Source organism: Flavobacterium chungangensis, assembly GCF_042654045.1.
In the GTDB taxonomy this organism is placed as follows: domain Bacteria; phylum Bacteroidota; class Bacteroidia; order Flavobacteriales; family Flavobacteriaceae; genus Flavobacterium; species Flavobacterium chungangensis.
In genome coordinates, this window is record NZ_JBHSFY010000018.1 from 89,476 (window position 1) to 109,730 (window position 20,255).

16 protein-coding genes are annotated in these 20,255 nt (G+C 32.0%); 4 read left to right on the forward strand and 12 right to left on the reverse strand.

Annotated features, from left to right (window positions below; translation table 11 throughout):
- Positions 1-81: 81 nt before the first annotated feature.
- From ACFO3N_RS22640 to lon, 9 genes are all read right to left on the reverse strand, one after another.
- On the reverse strand, positions 82-2,685 hold the full coding sequence (locus ACFO3N_RS22640; RefSeq protein ID WP_379801103.1) for a DUF7619 domain-containing protein: 2,604 nt from the start codon (positions 2,683-2,685) through the stop codon (positions 82-84).
- A gap of 124 nt (positions 2,686-2,809) precedes the next feature.
- On the reverse strand, positions 2,810-4,588 hold the full coding sequence (gene rpsA / locus ACFO3N_RS22645) for a 30S ribosomal protein S1 (RefSeq protein WP_379801105.1): 1,779 nt from the start codon (positions 4,586-4,588) through the stop codon (positions 2,810-2,812).
- Between the two features lie 450 nt (positions 4,589-5,038).
- Positions 5,039-5,365, reverse strand: a complete 327-nt coding sequence (locus ACFO3N_RS22650) for a helix-turn-helix domain-containing protein (RefSeq protein ID WP_379801107.1) — start codon at positions 5,363-5,365, stop codon at positions 5,039-5,041.
- Between the two features lie 11 nt (positions 5,366-5,376).
- Complete coding sequence (locus tag ACFO3N_RS22655; RefSeq protein ID WP_379801109.1) at positions 5,377-5,709, reverse strand: type II toxin-antitoxin system RelE/ParE family toxin; 333 nt, start codon at positions 5,707-5,709, stop codon at positions 5,377-5,379.
- A gap of 128 nt (positions 5,710-5,837) precedes the next feature.
- Positions 5,838-7,214, reverse strand: coding sequence for a nucleoside permease (locus ACFO3N_RS22660; protein WP_379801111.1), 1,377 nt, complete (start codon positions 7,212-7,214; stop codon positions 5,838-5,840).
- A gap of 69 nt (positions 7,215-7,283) precedes the next feature.
- Positions 7,284-7,976 carry a (d)CMP kinase gene (gene cmk, locus ACFO3N_RS22665; protein WP_379801112.1) on the reverse strand — a complete coding sequence of 231 codons (693 nt, stop codon included), beginning with the start codon at positions 7,974-7,976 and terminating at the stop codon, positions 7,284-7,286.
- A 43-nt stretch (positions 7,977-8,019) separates the two neighbouring features.
- Entirely contained in the window at positions 8,020-8,439 is a 420-nt protein-coding gene (locus ACFO3N_RS22670; protein ID WP_379801113.1) for a murein L,D-transpeptidase catalytic domain-containing protein, read from the reverse strand.
- A 58-nt stretch (positions 8,440-8,497) separates the two neighbouring features.
- Positions 8,498-9,517, reverse strand: a complete 1,020-nt coding sequence (gene porQ / locus ACFO3N_RS22675; protein ID WP_379801114.1) for a type IX secretion system protein PorQ — start codon at positions 9,515-9,517, stop codon at positions 8,498-8,500.
- A 161-nt stretch (positions 9,518-9,678) separates the two neighbouring features.
- Positions 9,679-12,132, reverse strand: coding sequence for an endopeptidase La (lon, locus tag ACFO3N_RS22680; protein WP_379801116.1), 2,454 nt, complete (start codon positions 12,130-12,132; stop codon positions 9,679-9,681).
- 276 nt (positions 12,133-12,408) lie between these two features.
- Here lon and ACFO3N_RS22685 point away from each other — a divergent pair, with 276 nt between their 5' ends.
- Genes ACFO3N_RS22685 through ACFO3N_RS22700 form a run of 4 tightly spaced genes read left to right on the forward strand, consistent with a single transcriptional unit; the run spans position 12,409 to position 15,295 of the window.
- On the forward strand, positions 12,409-12,963 hold the full coding sequence (locus tag ACFO3N_RS22685) for an RNA polymerase sigma factor (protein ID WP_320495550.1): 555 nt from the start codon (positions 12,409-12,411) through the stop codon (positions 12,961-12,963).
- 14 nt (positions 12,964-12,977) lie between these two features.
- Entirely contained in the window at positions 12,978-13,511 is a 534-nt protein-coding gene (locus tag ACFO3N_RS22690) for an anti-sigma factor (protein WP_379801118.1), read from the forward strand.
- On the forward strand, positions 13,495-14,553 hold the full coding sequence (locus ACFO3N_RS22695) for a hypothetical protein (RefSeq protein WP_379801120.1): 1,059 nt from the start codon (positions 13,495-13,497) through the stop codon (positions 14,551-14,553). Before ACFO3N_RS22690 ends, ACFO3N_RS22695 begins: the two co-directional genes overlap by 17 nt.
- Positions 14,554-14,572: 19 nt before the next feature.
- Positions 14,573-15,295, forward strand: coding sequence for a head GIN domain-containing protein (locus ACFO3N_RS22700; RefSeq protein WP_379801122.1), 723 nt, complete (start codon positions 14,573-14,575; stop codon positions 15,293-15,295).
- A 90-nt stretch (positions 15,296-15,385) separates the two neighbouring features.
- On the opposite strand, the gene ACFO3N_RS22705 is transcribed toward ACFO3N_RS22700, so the two are convergent.
- The 3 genes from ACFO3N_RS22705 to ACFO3N_RS22715 form a co-directional block, all read right to left on the reverse strand.
- The gene (locus ACFO3N_RS22705) at positions 15,386-16,711 is read right to left on the reverse strand and encodes an MFS transporter (RefSeq protein WP_250836242.1); all 1,326 of its coding nucleotides are present in this window, start codon (positions 16,709-16,711) and stop codon (positions 15,386-15,388) included.
- A gap of 168 nt (positions 16,712-16,879) precedes the next feature.
- Positions 16,880-17,689 carry a M48 family metallopeptidase gene (locus ACFO3N_RS22710; RefSeq protein ID WP_379801124.1) on the reverse strand — a complete coding sequence of 270 codons (810 nt, stop codon included), beginning with the start codon at positions 17,687-17,689 and terminating at the stop codon, positions 16,880-16,882.
- A gap of 84 nt (positions 17,690-17,773) precedes the next feature.
- Positions 17,774-20,173, reverse strand: coding sequence for a glycoside hydrolase family 31 protein (locus ACFO3N_RS22715; RefSeq protein WP_379801126.1), 2,400 nt, complete (start codon positions 20,171-20,173; stop codon positions 17,774-17,776).
- Positions 20,174-20,255 lie beyond the last annotated feature (82 nt).

Genomic DNA, 20,255 nt, shown 5'->3' on the forward strand with positions numbered 1-20,255 from the left:
ACAACTTTATTTGTTAAAATTTTACAAATAAAACTAAGTTTAGACATAAAAAAAGTCCCACATTACTGTGGGACTTTTTATTTAAATCTTAATGAATTTCATACTTGAACTTCCTTTATCTGATTTTACTCTTATAAAGTAATTACCTGTTTTCAGTTTAGAAATATCAATATTTGAAGTTGTTTTTGCGTTTGGAATGGCTATTATTAGTTGTCCCAAAATATCATAAATCTCAAAAGATTGTATATTAATATTCTCATTTTGAGAAATATTTAAATTTTGATCCGATGGATTTGGATATAAAACGAAATATCTCGAAAAATCAAAATCCTGGGTGCTCAAAGTGCTTTTAAATGTTGAAGTTGCAGTATTGGTTAAAATTGGAAAATTATAATCGAAGTAAATATTTGCTTCGTTCGTAAAAGAATCTCCCACAATAAGTGTTGGTTTGGTTTTAATTTTAAAAGCTACATAACCGTCATTATTAGCATCATCAAAAGGAAGATTAATATTTTCAAAAATAAACTCTACCTTATTTCCCTCTGATATTTTAGTTACAAAAGAATGACTTGAACTCGTCGGAATTAAAGTTGAAATATCAAATTTAGTCAAATCTATCATGTCTTTAACTACAATATTTTGTGCTTGATAACTTCCTGTGTTTTCAAAACGAATCATATAATGCACATACTCTCCTATTAAACTTGGTGTAATTACAGAGCCTTCTAAACAAGTTTTATCATTAGGATCATAAGAACCTACAACTGTTTGATTGAGGCAAAAAGAATTATCTGTAGGTGTTTCATCTGCATTTGAAGATACTATGGTTGCTGTATATGCCAAAATATCGCCATTATTTACAGCTGGAGTAGCCGTTGGAGCATTTACTTTAATTGTAAACGAGATTTCTCTGGATTCAAAAGGTTTAATATTTGTAAAATTCCATGATAAATTATTTGTACTCTGAGTATTTACAGTTGGGTTTGATACGATAAAATCCAAAACAGAATCATTAAAACTTAAATTCACTGATCCAGATTGTGTTATACTACCTTTGTTTTTATAAATAATTTTATATGATGCATCAAATCCTGGTCTTGCAGGAATAGTTTGCAAAACAACCACTTCTAAATCAGGATGTAAACCATTTGGAGTTATGCAAAAATTTTGATTCAACGGACTTGTCTGTGATGGAAAGTCAACATTTATAACTGATGGCGTAATCGCAAAATAAGTAGGATTTTCTAAAACAGGTGTTATAGAATGCGTTCCTGTTGGCAAGGCAATAGAATAATTATTTCCATTGGCTATATAACTTGAAGTATCAGTTCCATTAGATATATTAAGCTTTAAATTTGGCAAACTTAAATCTTGAGTATCAGAACCGTTATTATCTGCGTCTATTTTATTATCCCCAGAAACAATAAAATATTGCCCTACTGGATTAAATGAGCAATAGGCATTTAAACTGCAATTGGTATACCCATAATTATTTAAAAGACTTTGAACTTGCGACAATTGGCTTTCATCTGCACAAACATATAACAAATTTGGATTTTCAGAAAAATTTAAATTTTTAGCTTCGTTACTGCCATTTCTTATGTACAAAAAGTTAAGCTCATTGTTTGAGCAGTTAAGCTCTTCTAATTTACCTAAATCACTTACATCCAACATTTTCAATTGGTTGTAAGAACACTCTAATTTTGTTAGACTTGGTAATTGCGTTAAATCTAAAGCTGTAAGCTTATTATTTATACATCTAAAACCTTTAAGCTTTGGCAATCCATTTATATTTAAATATTGCAATTGATTACTACTGCAATTTACATATTCAAGTTTTTCTAAACCATTCAAATTTAATGATGAAATAGCGTTTCCATCACAATAAAGCTCAATAAGATTGGCTGAACCGCTTACATTAAGGCTCATTATTTGATTAGAAAAACACTGCAAATAACCCAGATTAGTTAATCCATTAAGATCTAATTGTAACAGTTTATTATAAGTACATGATAATGAAAAAAGTTTTGTTAAGCCATTCACTTTTAGTGATGTCAACAGATTACCACCGCATTCTAAAGATTCTAAATTTGTAAAACTTCTGACATCTAATTCAGCCAATTGATTTCCTCCACAATATAACTTTTTAAGTGCAGTTAAACCTTGAAGGTTTAAGGTAGTCAATTTATTATTTGAAGCCGTAATTTCGGTCAGATTAATTGCTCCATTTAGACTTAATGTTCCTAGTTTTGGATTTCCTGTACATTGAAGGTATTTCAAATTCGTTAATCCATCAGCTATTATTGTAGTTAACTCTGGTAAATTTTCAATTAATAAATATCCTTTGCTTTGAATATTCGAATATCCTAGATAGACCAATTTCTTTAAACCATTAAAATCAATATCAGTCATAATTGGATTATCACTGCAGTTTAAAAATTGAAGATTGGTAAAACTTTCTAATCCTTGTAATGAAGTAATATTAGAGTTGCTAATATCTAAATAAGTAGTATTTAATGCTTCACTGATTTCAATTTCCGAATTGGAGTTGGTATTTACAGGAGACGACAGTAATTTAATTTTAAGATTAAAATCTTGAAAAGAAACAAATTGTGCATTTGCACCATTAAAAAAGCATAAAGTCAAAACAAAAAAGTAGAGTTTTTTCATATGTAGTATTTTCATACAAAAATAACTTTTTAACAGAATAATACAACTTTATTTGTTAAAATTTTAAAAAATAAATAAAGTCTAAGCAAAAAAAAGTCCCACAGTAATGTGGGACTTTCTATTTATAGGAATCTAAGAATTATTTTTTCTCAGTTTTTTCCATTTTAGCTTTTAAAGCAGCTAATACATCATTGTTGTCTCCTAAAGTTGCAGCTGGTGCATTTGTAGAAGATGCAGATGAAGTATTTTCAGCAGCAGCTTTCACATTTTTCTCTTCTTCTTCTCTGAAGATAGCAGTGTGAGAAGCAACTACTCTTTTGAATTCTTTGTTAAATTCAATTACTTTGAAATCAGCTGTATCACCTTTTTTCAATTTCTTTCCGTCTTCTTTTTCAAGGTGACGAGTAGGAATGAAAGCAACGATATCATCTCCGAATTCTACAGTAGCTCCTTTGTCAACGATTTCAGAAATCTCACCGTTGTGGATAGTTCCTACAGCGAAAGAATCTTCGTATTGATCCCAAGGATTAGCAGTAGTTTGTTTGTGACCTAAAGATAATTTACGTCCTTCAACATCTAATTCTAATACAACTACATCAAGTTTTTCACCAACATTTACAAACTCAGATGGGTGTTTAATTTTCTTAGTCCAAGATAAGTCAGAGATGTAGATTAATCCATCAATTCCTTCTTCTAATTCTACGAAAATACCAAAGTTTGTAAAGTTTCTAACGATACCTGTATGTTTAGAACCTACTGGGTATTTAGAAGTAATGTCAGTCCATGGATCTTGAGTCAATTGTTTGATACCTAATGACATCTTACGATCATCTCTGTCAAGAGTTAAGATAACTGCTTCAACAACATCTCCAACTTTCACGAAGTCCTGAGCAGAACGTAAGTGAGTTGACCATGACATTTCAGAAACGTGGATTAAACCTTCAACACCTTCTGCAACTTCGATAAATGCACCGTAATCAGCGATTACAACTACTTTACCTTTAACTTTATCACCAACAGTTAAGTTAGCATCTAAAGCATCCCATGGGTGAGCGTTTAATTGTTTCAATCCTAATTGAATTCTTGTTTTCTCATCATCGAAATCAAGGATTACAACGTTTAATTTTTGGTCTAATTCAAGAACTTCACTTGGGTGGTTGATTCTACTCCAAGAAAGGTCAGTAATGTGAATTAATCCATCAACACCACCTAAGTCAATGAACACACCATAAGAAGTAATGTTTTTAACAACACCTTCTAATACTTGTCCTTTTTGTAATTGACCGATGATCTCTTTTTTCTGTACTTCAATATCAGCCTCGATAAGAGCTTTATGAGATACAACAACGTTTTTGAATTCGTGGTTGATTTTTACCACTTTGAATTCCATCATTTTGTTTACATATACATCGTAGTCTCTAATTGGCTTAACGTCAATTTGAGATCCAGGTAAGAACGCTTCGATTCCGAATACGTCAACAATCATACCTCCTTTAGTTCTACATTTAACAAAACCGTTAACGATTTCTCCAGTTTCATTAGCTGCAATAACTCTATCCCAAGATTTGATAGTACGTGCTTTTCTGTGAGATAATACTAATTGACCTGTTTTATCCTCACGGATGTCGATTAATACTTCTACTTTGTCACCTACTTTTAAATTAGGGTTGTAACGAAATTCGTTTAAAGAAATAACACCTTCAGATTTAGCATTGATATCAACGATAACGTCTCTATCTGTAATTCTAACTACAACTCCTTCAACTACTTCTTCTTGGTCTGTAGCGATGAAAGTTTTTGATACTAGTTCTTCAAACTCTTGTAAGTTTTTTTCATCTACTGCATCGATTCCTTCTTGGAAGTTGTGCCAGTTAAAATTTGCTAAAAACTCTTCTTGTGATTTTGTTTGTTCAGACATGCTGATAAAAAAATTTGTATTCTGTTTTTCTCGAGTTTCTCTATGCGATAGAAAATACAGAAGTTGTTTTACATAAATGGTTGATTCCTAATAGAAACTCTTCTCTGCCAAAAGGACTGCAAAATTAATACATTTTTCTGAATTAACAAAACAAAACCGATATGATTATCAGCCAATTGTTTAAGAAGCAGAACAATTTATGTTTTCAATACCTTTAGTCCCGCTATCCGTTGCAAACGAAGTTCACTGAACTCCGATTAAAATAAAAGCTAAGTGAAGTAATCTTTTGTGCCGAACCCCGTCACAAAAGGATTTCCACTTCTATCGGGGCTAGGTTAGAACTTTTTGTTTTTCATAAGATCTTTAGAAACGAAACTCGACAAGCTTTTAAAACAGTTGGCGTTACTATGTGCAACTATCTTTGTCCAATTTTTTAACTTTGATAAAGACTCAAGAAACCTGTAAAGTCTGGTTTTCAATCTTTACATTAAAACTTATTTCAGCTTTCAAAGCTTTGAATACCTTTATTACAGTATCAATTGTAGCACTATTTGCACTACTTTCTAACTTAGAAATTTGTGCTTTTTTAACACCAATTAAATCCCCTAACTGTTCCTGAGTTAGATTTCTTTCTTTTCTGGCAGTTTTTATCATTCTGCCAAGAATTTCCATATTTAGTTCATATTCATATTTATCTCGCTCAGATGTGCCTATTTCACCAATATATCTATCTTTCATTTCCGAAAGCGAATAGGATTTCAATTCTTTCTTTCCCATAATTTCAACTTTTATTTATTTTCAAAATAATAATCCTTAATTCTCTTTGCTCTTTCAATGTCACTCAAAGGAACTTTACTAGTCTTTTTAATAAAACCATGAGTTGCAAAAACTAAAGTCTCTTTGTTATCCGTTTTATCCCAAAATGCTAAAAGCCTAACTTGCTTATTAACGTATCTAATTCTAAATTCCCAAATATCATCCTTGAGTTTTTTAAATAACTTTGGATCGTGTTTCTTTTCAGCCAAATCAATATTATACAATACTTTAGCAACTAATTTGCGATCAAGCGAAGCTAAAAATTTGTCAGCCTCTTCTAAAAATTTTGTTTCAAAATACTTCATCAAACTTCCATATAACAAAAATACCACAAAGTTTCTAAATTTAGAAACTTTGTGGTATTTTATATTTTACTTAATTTATTTTAAACGTCTTCTTAGACTATTTTTAATCCAAGAAAAACAGTTTTTACTTAATGACTCAAATTCTCAATTTCCTTCGGATCATGTTTATGTTTAAACAGAACAGCAAAAGCAATAGCAATTACCAAAGCATAAGCTGCAAACGAAAGCCAGATCGTATGCCAGTCTTTCATTAAAATTGGATTTGCAAAAATTCCGTCTGCAGAAATTGAATTTCCTTGTCCTTTTACAAATTCCACCATTTTCTCATTAGTAACATCCGTTTGTAAAAATCCAGCCAATTCTGTTGTATTAGCAAATGATTTTGTAAAGAAACGATCAATAGCCCAACCCGAAGTTAAACTTCCTAAAACCGCTCCTACTCCATTGGTCATCATCATAAATAAACCTTGCGCAGAAGAACGAATTTTAGAATCTGTATTGCTTTCTACGAATAAAGAACCTGAAATATTAAAGAAATCAAATGCCATTCCATAAACAATACAAGAAAGGATAATCATCCATAAACCATTAACTGGATCTCCAAAAGCAAACAATCCGAAACGCAAAACCCAAGCCAACATACTAATCAACATAACTTGCTTGATTCCAAAACGTCTTAAGAAAAACGGAATTGCAAGAATAAATAATGTCTCAGAAACTTGAGAAATCGACATAATAATAGTCGAATATTTAATTACAAAAGAATCAGCATATTTTGGAAAGTGTTTAAATTCATCTAAAAATACATCTCCATAAGCATTTGTCAATTGCAATGCCCCTCCTAAAAACATAGAAAAAACAAAAAACAAAGCCATTTTATAATTTGCAAATAATTTAAAAGACTCTAAACCAAAAGTTTCAATCCAAGTAGCATTTTCTTTAATCAAACGCTGTGGTTCACACTTTGGCAACGTAAATGCATAAATCCCAAGAATTAAAGCTCCTATTCCAGCAATATAAAACTGATATTCGGTTGCTTTACTTCCGCTTAGATTAGTAATCCACATGGCTACAATAAAACCAATTGTTCCCCAAACACGAATTGGTGGAAAATCTTTTACAATGTTTTTATTATTTAATTTAAGCGAAGTATAAGATATTGAATTACTTAAAGCGATTGTGGGCATATAACAGCACATTGCTAAAAGCATAACAATAATAAAAGTATCTGGTGTAGTAACTTGTGCAATTCCGAATAAAACTACCGCATAAAGAATATGAAGAGCACCGTATAATTTTTCGGCATTAATCCATCTGTCGGCAATAATACCTGTAAGTGTAGGCATAAAAAGAGAAGCGATTCCCATGGTTCCGAAAACTAGTCCGAATTGAGTTCCCTCCCAGTTTTTTGTTCCAAACCAATAATTTCCAATTGTTATAAGCCAGGCTCCCCAAACAAAAAATTGAAGAAAGCTCATTAAAATCAATCTATTTTTAATCCCCATATGATAAAAATTGTTCTTTAGTAAAAATGAAGCGGTAAAACTACCATTTAAAATAATATCTGCAAAAAATTATACTGTTTTAACAACATCATTCACTAATTCTAGAACTGCAGCAAATTGTTCTTCTTTATTTAAGTAAGAATTATCAATCTCAATGGCGTCATCAGCAATTACAAGAGGAGAATCTTCGCGGTGTGTATCCATATAATCTCTATCTACAACATTTTTCAAAACTTCTTCATAAGAAACATTATCACCTTTTTGCTGTAATTCATCAAAACGTCTTTGCGCACGTGTTTCTGCACTTGCTGTCATAAATATTTTTAATTCTGCATTCGGAAAAACTACAGTTCCAATATCTCTCCCATCCATTACAATGGCTTTATTGGTTCCCATTTCCTGCTGCTGCTCTACCAACTTAGAACGAACTTCTGAAACAGCTGCTACTTTACTAACAAAATTAGAAACTTCGATCGTTCTAATTTGTTTCTCCACATTCTCACCATTCAAATACATTTCTGCAAAACCTAAATCTGAATTAAACTTAAACTCTAATTTGATATCAGATAATGCTTCAACCAAAGCTTCCTTCTTAAAAAAGTCGGCCTCAATCAAATTATGTTGCATAGCAAAATAGGCTACGGCACGATACATCGCCCCAGTATCTACATAAACATATTCCAATTCTTTTGCTAATTGTTTTGCAAGAGTGCTTTTACCTGTAGATGAAAATCCGTCGATAGCAATGGTAATTTTTTTCAATTTTTTATATTTAAATTTTTATTCTTTTAATGACAGTTGATTTTTAATAATAAATACTCATCAAAATATTCGATTCAGAACTATCAATTAGTCCCGATATTCTATCAAAGTATTTTTTATTAACCATAGGACAGCCAAAACTATTGCAAATGTAGCCATCTTTCTCTTCATATGGAACATCATAATAGTAATGAAAAACAATATCTCGTTTAAAAGCATTACTATTCGTTTTATCCAATCCATACAGTTTATAGGCTCTACCAAACTTTCCGTAATAATGCTTTCCAATGTAATATTTTCCTAATGAAGTACTTAATGAATTACGAACATTGCTAAAACGAAGTTTGCCTTTAACGCCAGTTTCAGAACCAGAACCATGTGCAACCAAACCTTTATCGATAATTTTATCTGCTTTTAAATCATAAAAAACTTTTAAATATTGAAGACTACTACTATTTGACAATAAAAAGCTCTTACTTTTTTTGGATACTCTTAAATAAAACCAAATAGAACAGTTTCATTTATTGAAAATTTAATGTTAAACCAAAAAGACTAGTGTTGGCCGCCAACGTATATCTAGAATACGAATAATTAAATCTCAGTTTATTCATTTTTAAACCAAAACCTAAAGAAACGCCAGAAAAGTTACGCTGCTCGTCTACTCTTAATTCTTCGCCTCTTCTAAAATTATATCCTACTCTAAAATTGAATGCTTTTTTAGGAAAAAGCTCAACACCAAAAGCGACGTGTCTTAGGGCATTATTTACAAAAGAAACTTTTTCTGGACTTGTAGAACCATCGATATTAGTTTCTCCACGAACTGGATTTGAAAAAGAAATATTCCATTGCTGTAAATTTTCTAAGGAAAGATGCCAACGAATTGGAACATGTTCTAATTCTTGAGAAATACCTGCTACAATTTCAAATGGAAGATTTTCTTTAATTCCGGAATAAGTAGTAAACTGTGTTCCCATGTTTCTAAATACAAGGGCGAAATTTAGGTCATTTCTTTCATCTACATATAAAAAACCCAAATCTACTGCACCGCCTATCGAATTATAACTTTCTAAAGAAGAAGTGATCAATTTACCACTTGCTCCAATGTATAAATCGGTATAAGGAACATTGTACGCATATCCAACTGATAATGCACCTTCGCTTCCTGTAAAATTAGAAGTTGCCTGGCCGTTTTCATCATAACCTTCAAATGTGCCATAGTTTACATAAGTAACTCCAGCATAAATAGTCTGCACGTGTCTATCGTAGGTATAAGCATACGATGCTGTACCATAAGAGGCTTCGCCGTAATAACTTCCGTAATTCAATGCTAAATGATTGTCCATGTCTGCGTTTATAAGAGCAGGGTTCGACATAGCTTGATTAACATCTTCATCATATATGGTAATAACATCTCCTCCTAATGCTGCCTGTCTTGGCGAAGTGGTCAAATTTAAAAACTGGTAAGTGTAGCGCCCTCCAACTTGTCCGAAAGAAGACGAACAAATTAACAGTATAAAAAATAAAACAACTTTTTTAAGCATTTGTTTTTGGCGTACCTATATGGGAATAACGCAAGTGCAAATATAAAATTATATAACACTAAAAATAAAACTATACACTAAATAAATTCCAATAAAAAAATTCCAAACTCCAATAAAAAAATTGGAATTTGGAATTTAAATATTTAAATTTTAATTGAGGTTTATTTCAAATCTTTAGCATTTTTCACTTTCTGATCTGTTAAAGCTAAACCTAAAACTTCGCTCATTTCTTTTACATAATGAAAACTTAAGCCTTCTAAGTATTCTGCTTTGATTTCATCAATATCGCTTTTGTTTTCGTGGCAAAGAATAATTTCTTTAATGCCTGCTCTTTTCGCCGCTAAGATTTTCTCTTTAATACCACCAACTGGCAATACTTTTCCGCGAAGCGTAATTTCGCCTGTCATAGCTAAATTTTTCTTTACTTTTTTCTGAGTTAAAAGCGAAACTAAAGAAGTTAGCATTGCAATACCAGCACTTGGTCCGTCTTTTGGAGTTGCTCCTTCTGGAACGTGCAAGTGGATGTTGTATTTTTGGAATAATTCTGTACTAATACCTAATTTCTTAGCATTTGCTTTAATATATTCCAAAGCAATTGTAGCAGATTCTTTCATTACAGTCCCAAGGTTTCCGGTAATTGTAAGAGATCCTTTTCCTTCAGAAATCAAAGATTCGATAAACAAAATATCTCCTCCAACACTAGTCCAAGCTAAACCTGTTACAACACCTGCAACATCGTTATTTTCGTATTTATCACGTTCTAATCTTGGCACTCCCAAAATCGCTACAATATCTTCATCTGTAACTTTTTTGTTGTACTCCTCCTCCATTGCAACAGATTTTGCTGCATTACGAATTACTTGCGCAATTTTAGTTTCTAAATTACGGACACCAGATTCTCTAGTATAACCTTCAATGATTTTTTCTAATTGCTTTTTGCCAATAGTCAGATCTTTTGCCGTTAAACCGTGAGCTTCTAATTGTTTTGGAAATAAATGCCTTTTGGCAATTTCAACCTTTTCTTCAATGGTGTAGCCTGACATTTTGATAACTTCCATTCTGTCACGTAAAGCCGGCTGAATTGTAGCCATATTATTTGAAGTCGCAATAAACATTACTTTAGACAAATCATATCCCATTTCAAGGAAATTATCGTAGAAAGAACTGTTTTGCTCTGGATCTAAAACTTCTAATAAAGCTGAAGATGGATCGCCACTATTACTGTTTGACAATTTATCGATTTCGTCTAAAATAAATACAGGATTTGATGTTCCTGCTTTTTTCAAACTCTGAATAATACGTCCAGGCATTGCTCCAATATACGTTTTTCTATGACCGCGAATCTCCGCTTCATCACGCAAGCCTCCCAAAGAAATACGAACGTACTCTCTTCCTAAAGCTTCAGCAACAGAACGTCCGATTGAAGTTTTACCAACTCCTGGAGGGCCTGTTAAACATATAATTGGTGATTTCATATCATTTCGCAATTTTAAAACTGCCAAATGCTCAATCATTCTTTTCTTTACTTCATCAAGTCCAAAATGATCTTTATCTAAAATTTTCTGTGCATGTTTTAAATCGAACTTGTCTTTAGAATATTCGCCCCAAGGCAATTCCAAAAACAATTCTAAGTAATTGCGCTGAATTCCAAAATCTGGCGACTGCGGATTCATACGACGCATTTTAGACAATTCTTTCTCGAAATGTTTCTGCGTTTTTTCGTCCCATTTTTTGGTTTTCGCTTTCAAACCCATTTCGTCCATTTCCTCTTCCTGAGAAACGCCTCCCAATTCTTCTTGAATGGTTTTCATTTGCTGGTGAAGAAAATATTCTCTTTGCTGCTGATCTAAGTCAAAACGTACTTTTGACTGAATATCGTTCTTCAATTCTAATTTTTGAAGTTCTACATTCATATAACGTAAAGTCTCTAAAGCGCGTTCTTTTAAACCATTTATCGATAAAAGACCTTGTTTTTCTTTTACAGATAAATTCATGTTAGACGAAACAAAATTGATCAAAAACGATTGGCTTTCAATGTTTTTAATAGCAAAAGTAGCTTCTGAAGGAATGTTTGGACTTTCTTTAATAATCTGAATTGCCAATTCTTTTACAGAATCTAAAATAGCAGTAAACTCAGTATCATTTTCATCTGGTCGTTCTTCAGCAACTTCTTTGATCGTTGCTGTCATATAAGGTTCTTCTAAAACAACTTCGTCAATTTCAAAGCGTTTTTTTCCTTGAAGAATAACCGTTACATTTCCGTCAGGCATTTTAAGCACACGTAAAATACGAGCTACAGTTCCTACTTTATGAATATCATCTTTTGACGGATCTTCGTCTTCTTCGTTAATTTGAGAAACTACACCAATTATTTTTCCGCCTGCATTAGCATCATTAATTAGTTTAATAGACTTATCTCTTCCAGCAGAAATTGGGATAACAACTCCAGGAAATAAAACAGTATTACGTAAAGGTAAAATCGGAAGAGAAACAGGAAGTTCTTCATTATTCATTTCCTCTTCGTCTTCTGGAGTCAATAATGGAATTAATTCTGCCTCTGAGTCAAATTCTTGAAGTGACAGATTGTCAATAGTAAGTATTTTATGGTTTGACATAATAAAATATAAGTCTTTTTGTCATTAAATTTTCTGTGCTATCTATAAACAGAGTATTGCTTATTGAAGTTTTACCAAAAACGTGTTTCGTTTTTCAATTACAAGATAGGGCATAAAAATAGACAATCATTATGCCAAAAGCAAAAGAAGTCAGTTCTAAAAAATTATATTTTTACTTTTCTTCTTCATCAAATTAAAAATAAAATAAAATTAATTTTATAAAACTGTAACAAAGAAAAAAAAGCCAAGTCTATATTAAAAACCAAAAGCCACTACTTGAATATAAACAACCAAAATATCGAAGAACTAATTGCGCTCTGTAAAAACAATAACCAGAAAGCGCAGTTTGAAATATACAATCGCTATTGTAAAGCGATGTATAACGTGGCTTTTCGTATTGTAAAAGACGAACATTTTGCACAAGACGTCATGCAGGAAGGTTTCTTAAAAGCTTTTACAAAAATCAATGACTATAAACAAGAAGTGGCTTTTGGCGCATGGTTAAAAAAAATAATCATCAATTATAGCATCGATTTTTACAAGAAAAACAACTCTTTTCATGTAGAAGATTTAAGTAAACAGCTTTATAAAATCGAAGAAAACGACGGAATTCTTTCTGAAAATATTGACTTAAACGCTCTAAAACTAAAACAGGTTTTAGATACCATTTTGCAGCTAAAAGATAATTACAGAATGGTGCTGACACTTTTTTACATTGAAGGTTACGATCAAGAAGAAATCTGCGAGATTTTGAACATTACCTATGCAAATTGCAGAACAACCTTGAGCAGAGCCAAAGATAGTTTGAGAAAAAAATTGGAAGAAATATAAAATGAATTGGAATTATGAAAAATGAAAAAGACAATTTAGACGACTTATTTAAAAGATTTGAAAACCAATGGGACATTCAGGAATTAAATTCTGATCATCAGGTAGATTTTCTACAAAAATTGAACAAAAAAGAGCCTAAGAGAAAATACTGGTTAGCAACTGCTATTGCCGCTTCGATTGTATTGATGCTTGGAATTTCTCTTTTTTATAAAAATGAAAAACCAAAAGAATTCAAATTTGCTTCTAAAGAAACTAAACGTACAGACTCTATTTTCAATATTCTAATCGATAATGAACTGGTTAAGCTAAAAGAGAAAAACTCACCAGAAAATCAGCAGATTATTACTGATGCTATGAATCAGATGAAAACTTTTGACGCTGATTATCAGAAAATCATAAACGAACTGCAAAAAAATGGTGAGAACAAACAAATTATTTATGCGATGATTAGTAATCTTCAAACGCGTATTTCTTTTTTACAAACCGTTTTGAAAAGAATTGAAGACAACGAAAAATTTAAAAACAACTCTAATGAAAAAACACTATAACTTACTAATCTTATTTCTTTTGATTCCTTTCTTAGGTTTTTCAAATGATGATGCTTTTGTTACCAAACAAAAAAACATTAAAAAGACCTATATCGTTAATTCTAATGCCGGAATCGATGTTGACAACAAATACGGAAGCATCACTGTAATGACCTGGGATGAAGATAAAATTGATCTTGATATTACTATAAAAGTGAATGGACCAAATGAAAATTGGGTAAACGAACGATTAAACAGTATTGATGTTGACATCACGGCGCTTAAAGGTTTAGTTTCTGCGGTAACCAAACTTGGAAGCTCCAATCTTAAAAGTAAAGGAAGCAATAACAGTTTTGAGATCAATTACGTGATTAAAATTCCTAAAAACGGATCAATTAAACTAGTTAACAAATACGGTAATATTTCGGTTCCAAATGCTGAAGCTTTTACAGATATTGACTGCAAGTATGGAAAAGTTGTTTTAGGAAAACTAAACGGATCTAGTAATCAAATCTCAATTCAATACTGCCAAAGTTCAAGCATAGAGTACATAAAAACAGGAAATATTGATGCTCGATATTCGAATCTTAAAATTAATGATTCTGGAAATTTAAATCTAAGCGCAAATTATACAGATATTAATCTTAATGATGGCCAGAACATTAAAGCAGATTGCAACTATGGAACTCTTAAGTTTCAAAAAATCAATTCTTTAAGCGGATCAGGAAATTATTTAACTTTCATTATTGGCGAAATTTCCAGTAACTTTAGCTACGATACCAATTACAGTAAAATCAGTATCGGGACTGTAACTGAAAAAGCAGGCAACATTACCATAAACTCAGGATATACAGATATTTCAATTGGTTACGTACCTAATTATGCATTCGATTTTGATATTTCTGCAAGATATTCAAACATTAAACATGATAATTCTTTAGAAATTTCTGTCTCTGAGGTTAAAAGCAACAGCAAAAGAATTGCTGGGTATTACAAGAAAAAAGGTCAAAATAAAATCAATATCAATTCGAACTACGGAAATATTTCCCTAACAAAAAATTAATCATCTAAAAATCAAAACAATGAAAAAGTCAATTTTACTTACAGCATTAAGCCTATTTTTTATGGCAATAAATTCTAACGCACAAACAAAAATAAGCGGAAACGGTACTGTCACTACCGAAACAAGAACAACTGGAGACTATGATGGCATAAGAATCTCTGGATTCTTTGATGTAGATTTAGTATCTGGAAAAGAAGGGAAAATTATTCTTAAAGGAGAAGAAAATTTATTGTCTAAAATTAAAGTTGAAGTTGAAGGAAATGAATTGAAAGTATATGTTGAGAGAGGAGTACAACTTCGTACCAGTATGGGCAAAAAGATACAAGTAACAGTTCCTTTCGAAAAAATATCAGCAGTTACATTGTCTGGATCTGGAGATGTTAAAAGCAAAAACAAAATCAATAGCGATAGTTTTTCTGCAAAACTTTCTGGATCAGGAAATTTTGATTTAGATGTAGATTCTAGAAATTTTGATTTGGCGCTAAGCGGTTCGGGCGATATTGTTTTAAAAGGGAAAGCAGATTCTTTTACAAGCAAAATATCGGGATCAGGAAACGTTAATGCTTCCAATTTAAAATCTCAAACTGTAGATGTTACTGTTTCAGGTTCTGGAAATAGCGTCGTAACTTGTGAAAGTAGTATTACTGGAAGAGTTTCTGGTTCTGGAAATATTAAGTACCTAGGAAATCCAGAGAAAAGAGATGTAAAAGTTTCGGGTTCTGGAAAAATTTACAAAGGGTAATTATTTAAATAAAAATATCGCAAATTACAAAACTATCATCAATCAATAATTAATTGCAATTTGCGATATTGTGTTATAAAGACGTTTCAATTAATTTGAAACGTCTTTTTTATGTACTCTTCTCAATAGAAATATGGATGTAATAAAGAATATTGCTAAAATTACAATTGCAGCACGAGGGCTTCCTGTAATTTGATCGATAATTCCGTAAACGCACATTCCGATTACAATTCCAATTTTTTCTGCAACATCATAGAAACTAAAAAACGATGCTGTATCTTGTGTATCAGGCAATAATTTTGAATAGGTCGAACGAGATAATGCTTGAATTCCGCCCATTACAAATCCCGCAACTGTTGCCATTACATAAAAATGTGTTGGCAAAGTAATAAAATAGGCAAGCGCACAAAATACTGCCCAAATTGCGTTGATAAATATTAAAGTGGGTACGTTTCCAAATTTCTCTGAAGCTCTAGAGGTTAAAACAGCTCCAACAACAGCTACCAATTGAATGATTAAAATACAAACAATTAAACCTATTGTGCTTTGCTCTTTAGTTTCCCACTGAATTTCCTGAGCTCCAAAATAGGTTGCTACAAGCATTACCGTTTGTACAGCCATACTAGAAACAAAGAAACCTCCTAAATATCGTTTCAAAGGAATATTCTCTTGTAATAACGTCCAAACCTTTTTTAATTCTTTAAAGCCATTAAATACTACAGATCTTGTTAACTTCTGACCTGATTCTTTACTTCCTTTTGGTAAATAATAGTAAGTGTATTGGCTAAATAAAATCCACCATACTCCTACCATTATAAAAGAATAACGCATTGCCTTCATTGCCGCTTCGCCATCAGTTCCTGAAATTCCAAAAACTTTAGGCTTCATAATCATCGCTAAATTGATGATTAATAAGATAACACTTCCAATATATCCTAACGAATATCCTTTGGCACTAATTCTGTCCTGCTGTTCTTCAAATGCAATATCTGGAAGATAGGAATTGTAGAAAACTAAACTTCCCCAATAGCCAAGCAATCCAAGGAAATAGAATAATAATCCAACATAAATATTATCCAAATCAAACCAGTATAATCCCATACAAGACAAAGCTCCTACGTAACAAAAAAACTTCATAAATGATTTCTTGTTTCCAACATAATCAGCAATTCCAGATAATAATGGTGAAATAAACGAAACCACCATAAAAGCAAATGCCGTAATAAAACTGATTAAGGCAGAGTTTTTAAGATGCATTCCGAAAACATCAATATAATGATCTCTGTCGCTGAATAATGCTTCGTAAAAAATGGGAAAAACTGCAGATGCAATAGTCAAGGTATAAACTGAATTTGCCCAGTCATAAAACGCCCAAGCATTTAAAAGCTTCTTATCTCCTTTTTGTAGGTTTTTCATAGAAATGGTTTTGTAAATAGGCTACGAATTTATCTATTTTTTATGATAATCAAACGGAAATTATGGAAATCATACATTATTAAATTATAAACTTCACAAAATAAAAAAAGCCATTCGAGAACGAGTGGCTTAAAAGAATATTTTGTGTGCTTATTGTGTACTAAAAGTTTATTTTATAGTTCCAACTTTCAATGCAATTGCTTTAGCTTCTGGAATTAAAGCTTTAATATTAGCAATTCTTGTTGCATCAGAAGGGTGTGTACTCATAAATTCAGGTGCAGAAGCCCCACCAGATTTGGCAGCCATTCTACTCCAGAAAGCGACAGCATCGTCTGGATTATAGCCTGCAATTGCCATTAATGTCAAACCAATTTTGTCGGCTTCACTTTCGTTGCTTCTGCTAAATGGAAGCATTACTCCTACTTCAGAACCAATTCCGTAAGCTTGTGCAAATATTTGCTGTGTTGCTTCAGATTTTCCGCTAGTTGCTGCTCCTAAAGCTGCTCCTCCTATTTGCTGTAATTGAGCGGCAGACATTCTTTGTGCTCCATGATTTGCCAAGGCATGAGAAACTTCGTGTCCCATTACAGTTGCTAAACCAGACTCATTTTGTGTGATCGGTAGAATCCCAGAATAAACTACAATTTTACCACCAGGAAGACACCATGCGTTTACTTCCTTATTATCAACTAGTTTATACTCCCATCGATAATCTTTCAAGTATTGTGTCTGACCTAAATAATTTAAATATTTTTCTGCAGCTGCCTTTATCTTATACCCTACCGTTTCTACAAGTTTTGCATCTGCTGTTCCTGTAATTACTTTGTTTTCTGTTAAAAACTGGTTATACTGCTGAAAAGAAGATGGAAATAATTCACTATTCGAAACAAAATTCAAATTTTGTTTACCTGTAATTGGATTGGTTGCACAAGCTATCATAAGTGCCCCAAAAAAACCTAAAAACACATATTTTTTCATAATTCTATCTATTTTTATAACAAAAATACGATTAAAAAAGATAAAATGTTTTACATATTAAATCAAAAAAATATCAAAATTTAACTATTCGCCAACGATATGAAGTTCATTAAACTCTTTATCAATTAGTAAGAAATTATTTTGCTCAAAATTAATTTTATCAAACTCGATCTTTTCGTTATCAATTTCAATTTCCGCCACTTTAAACGGCAATCCGATAAGGTTGATTTTATATTTAGAATAAGGAGTTATATATTTTCCTTCTTTGTGAAGCTGAATAATAAGTTCTTTCTCTTTTCCGATATTTCGCAATGACAAATAACTATAACGTCCTTTTTTATAATCGTAGCCATCTTGTGCATCTTCATAAACAGCTGACTGCTCTTTACCATTTTTGTAATAAACATCAAGCGTTAATTCATCAAACTCTAATTCGCCTACATATTGCTGAACTGGATATTTTGGAATAATAGCACCTGCTTTTACAAACACTGGAATCTCATCAAATTTTGTATCAATCCAGATCTCTTTACCGCCTATAAACAATTCGTTTGTCCAATAGTTATACCATTCTCCTCTAGGAATATACATACGTCTACCTACAGCATTAGGTTCAAGTATAGGACATACTAAAATCTGATTTCCAAAGATGAATTCGTCGTTGCGATAATGTGTCTGTGTATCGTCTTGGTCATAATAAACTAAAGGTTTTAACATCGGAATTCCTTCTTCAATATATTGCCAAAACATGGTATACAAATAAGGCAATAATTGATAACGAAGACTCACAAATTTTCTTGTAATATTGATTACTTCTTCATCAAAAGCCCATGGCTCCTGATTGCCGTGATCTCCAGAAGAATGCGTTCTACAAAAAGGATGAAAAACACCCAATTGAATCCAGCGTGCGTATAGCTCGCCCGTAGGTTGTTCTGCAAAACCTCCAATATCAGAACCCGTAAATCCCATTCCTGAAATAGATAATCTCTGAACTTGAATATTTGCAATCCATAAATGTTCCCAAGTTGCTACGTTATCACCTGTCCATGACGATGTGTAACGCTGTGCTCCAGCATAAGCCGATCTTGTTATTACAAAAGGACGTTTTGGATACGCAAATCGTTTTACTCCATGGTAAGTTGCTCTTGCCATTTGTGTTCCGTAGATATTGTGAGCTTTTCTATGGCTACAAGGGTTTCCGTCATAAATATGGCGAACATCCATTGGAAAAGTTTTATTTGGAACCTCCATAACTGCTGGTTCGTTCATATCATTCCAAACTCCTTTTACACCAATATCTGCAATTAATTCTTTAAATAACCCTGCCCACCATTCTCTAACTGCAGGATTTGTATAATCTGGAAAGTTACATTCTCCTGGCCAAACTTTTCCTTTCATATAAGGTCCGTCTGCCCTTTTGCAGAAATAATCTTTTTCTAAAGCTTCTTTATAAACCCAGTAATCTTTATCAATTTTAATTCCTGGATCAATAATTACTATGGTTTTAAAACCATCTTCTGCCAATTCAGAAACCATTCTTTTGGGATCTGGAAAGTAGTTTTTATTCCAAGTAAAACATCTAAAACCATCCATATAATCAATATCCAGATAAATGGCGTCACAGGGAATTTGAAGTTCCCTAAATTTTGATGTAATTTCTTTGACTTTACTTTCTGGATAATAACTCCATTTACATTGGTGATATCCTAAAACCCAAAGTGGCGGTAATTCTGGCTTACCTGTTAAGTCTGTATAAGTGGTAACAACGTCCTGCATTTGAGGACCGTATACAAAATAGTAATTCATTTCTCCCCCTTCAGCCCAGAAACTAGTCACATTTCTTCTTTCTTGACAAAAATCAAAAAAGGTTCTAAAAGTATTATCGAAAAATATACCGTAAGATTGTTTATTATGAAGTCCAATATAAAATGGAACCACTTTGTATAAAGGTTCTTGATCTTTTTGGTAAGCATATTGATCTGTGGCAAAATTCTCTACTCTTTTGCCTTTCAGATTCATTTGAGTGGCCTTATCGCCTAAACCATAATAACATTCGCCATCTTTAGCATATTTACTCATTTTTACGATATTCCCACCATATTCATAGCTTTCTTCCCAATGAAAACCAAGTTCATCTTCAAGAATCAGAAAATCATTTAAATCGTAAATGGAAAGACGAAGATCTGCTTTCTGTATTTTACATTTTACTTTACTAGTTCTAATCTGAAAGTAGGTCTCTTCTTCTGTAACTTCCAAAAAGTTATAGCCATGAAGCTGAGTTTTATCAATGGCATAAGAAAAATCATTGCTGAAATAGCCTTTTGTAGTAAAACGAAATCGGATTAAACTATCACGAAGAATAGTTACTTTTAAAATTACTTTGTTATCCGTATTAAAGAAAATAGAATCTCCTTCATGTTCATAAGAGACAATTTTTGATGGATATAAATCGCCTTTGTATTCTAATGATGTGTTTGTAATCATATCTCCAATGAATTAATTTAACATTTTCATTCTACTCAAACATACAAAAAAAGTTCGTAACGCTCTATGAATAAAAGGTTTA

Bases quoted from the DNA above. Each gene is read 5' to 3' on its own strand.
- ACFO3N_RS22640 (WP_379801103.1), bottom strand. From the start codon at position 2,685: ATGAAAATACTACATATGAAAAAACTCTACTTTTTTGTTTTGACTTTA.
- rpsA (WP_379801105.1), bottom strand. From the start codon at position 4,588: ATGTCTGAACAAACAAAATCACAAGAAGAGTTTTTAGCAAATTTTAAC.
- ACFO3N_RS22650 (WP_379801107.1), bottom strand. From the start codon at position 5,365: ATGGGAAAGAAAGAATTGAAATCCTATTCGCTTTCGGAAATGAAAGAT.
- ACFO3N_RS22655 (WP_379801109.1), bottom strand. From the start codon at position 5,709: ATGAAGTATTTTGAAACAAAATTTTTAGAAGAGGCTGACAAATTTTTA.
- ACFO3N_RS22660 (WP_379801111.1), bottom strand. From the start codon at position 7,214: ATGGGGATTAAAAATAGATTGATTTTAATGAGCTTTCTTCAATTTTTT.
- porQ (WP_379801114.1), bottom strand. From the start codon at position 9,517: ATGCTTAAAAAAGTTGTTTTATTTTTTATACTGTTAATTTGTTCGTCT.
- lon (WP_379801116.1), bottom strand. From the start codon at position 12,132: ATGTCAAACCATAAAATACTTACTATTGACAATCTGTCACTTCAAGAA.
- ACFO3N_RS22690 (WP_379801118.1), top strand. From the start codon at position 12,978: ATGAAAAATGAAAAAGACAATTTAGACGACTTATTTAAAAGATTTGAA.
- ACFO3N_RS22695 (WP_379801120.1), top strand. From the start codon at position 13,495: ATGAAAAAACACTATAACTTACTAATCTTATTTCTTTTGATTCCTTTC.
- ACFO3N_RS22700 (WP_379801122.1), top strand. From the start codon at position 14,573: ATGAAAAAGTCAATTTTACTTACAGCATTAAGCCTATTTTTTATGGCA.
- ACFO3N_RS22705 (WP_250836242.1), bottom strand. From the start codon at position 16,711: ATGAAAAACCTACAAAAAGGAGATAAGAAGCTTTTAAATGCTTGGGCG.
- ACFO3N_RS22710 (WP_379801124.1), bottom strand. From the start codon at position 17,689: ATGAAAAAATATGTGTTTTTAGGTTTTTTTGGGGCACTTATGATAGCT.
- ACFO3N_RS22715 (WP_379801126.1), bottom strand. From the start codon at position 20,173: ATGATTACAAACACATCATTAGAATACAAAGGCGATTTATATCCATCA.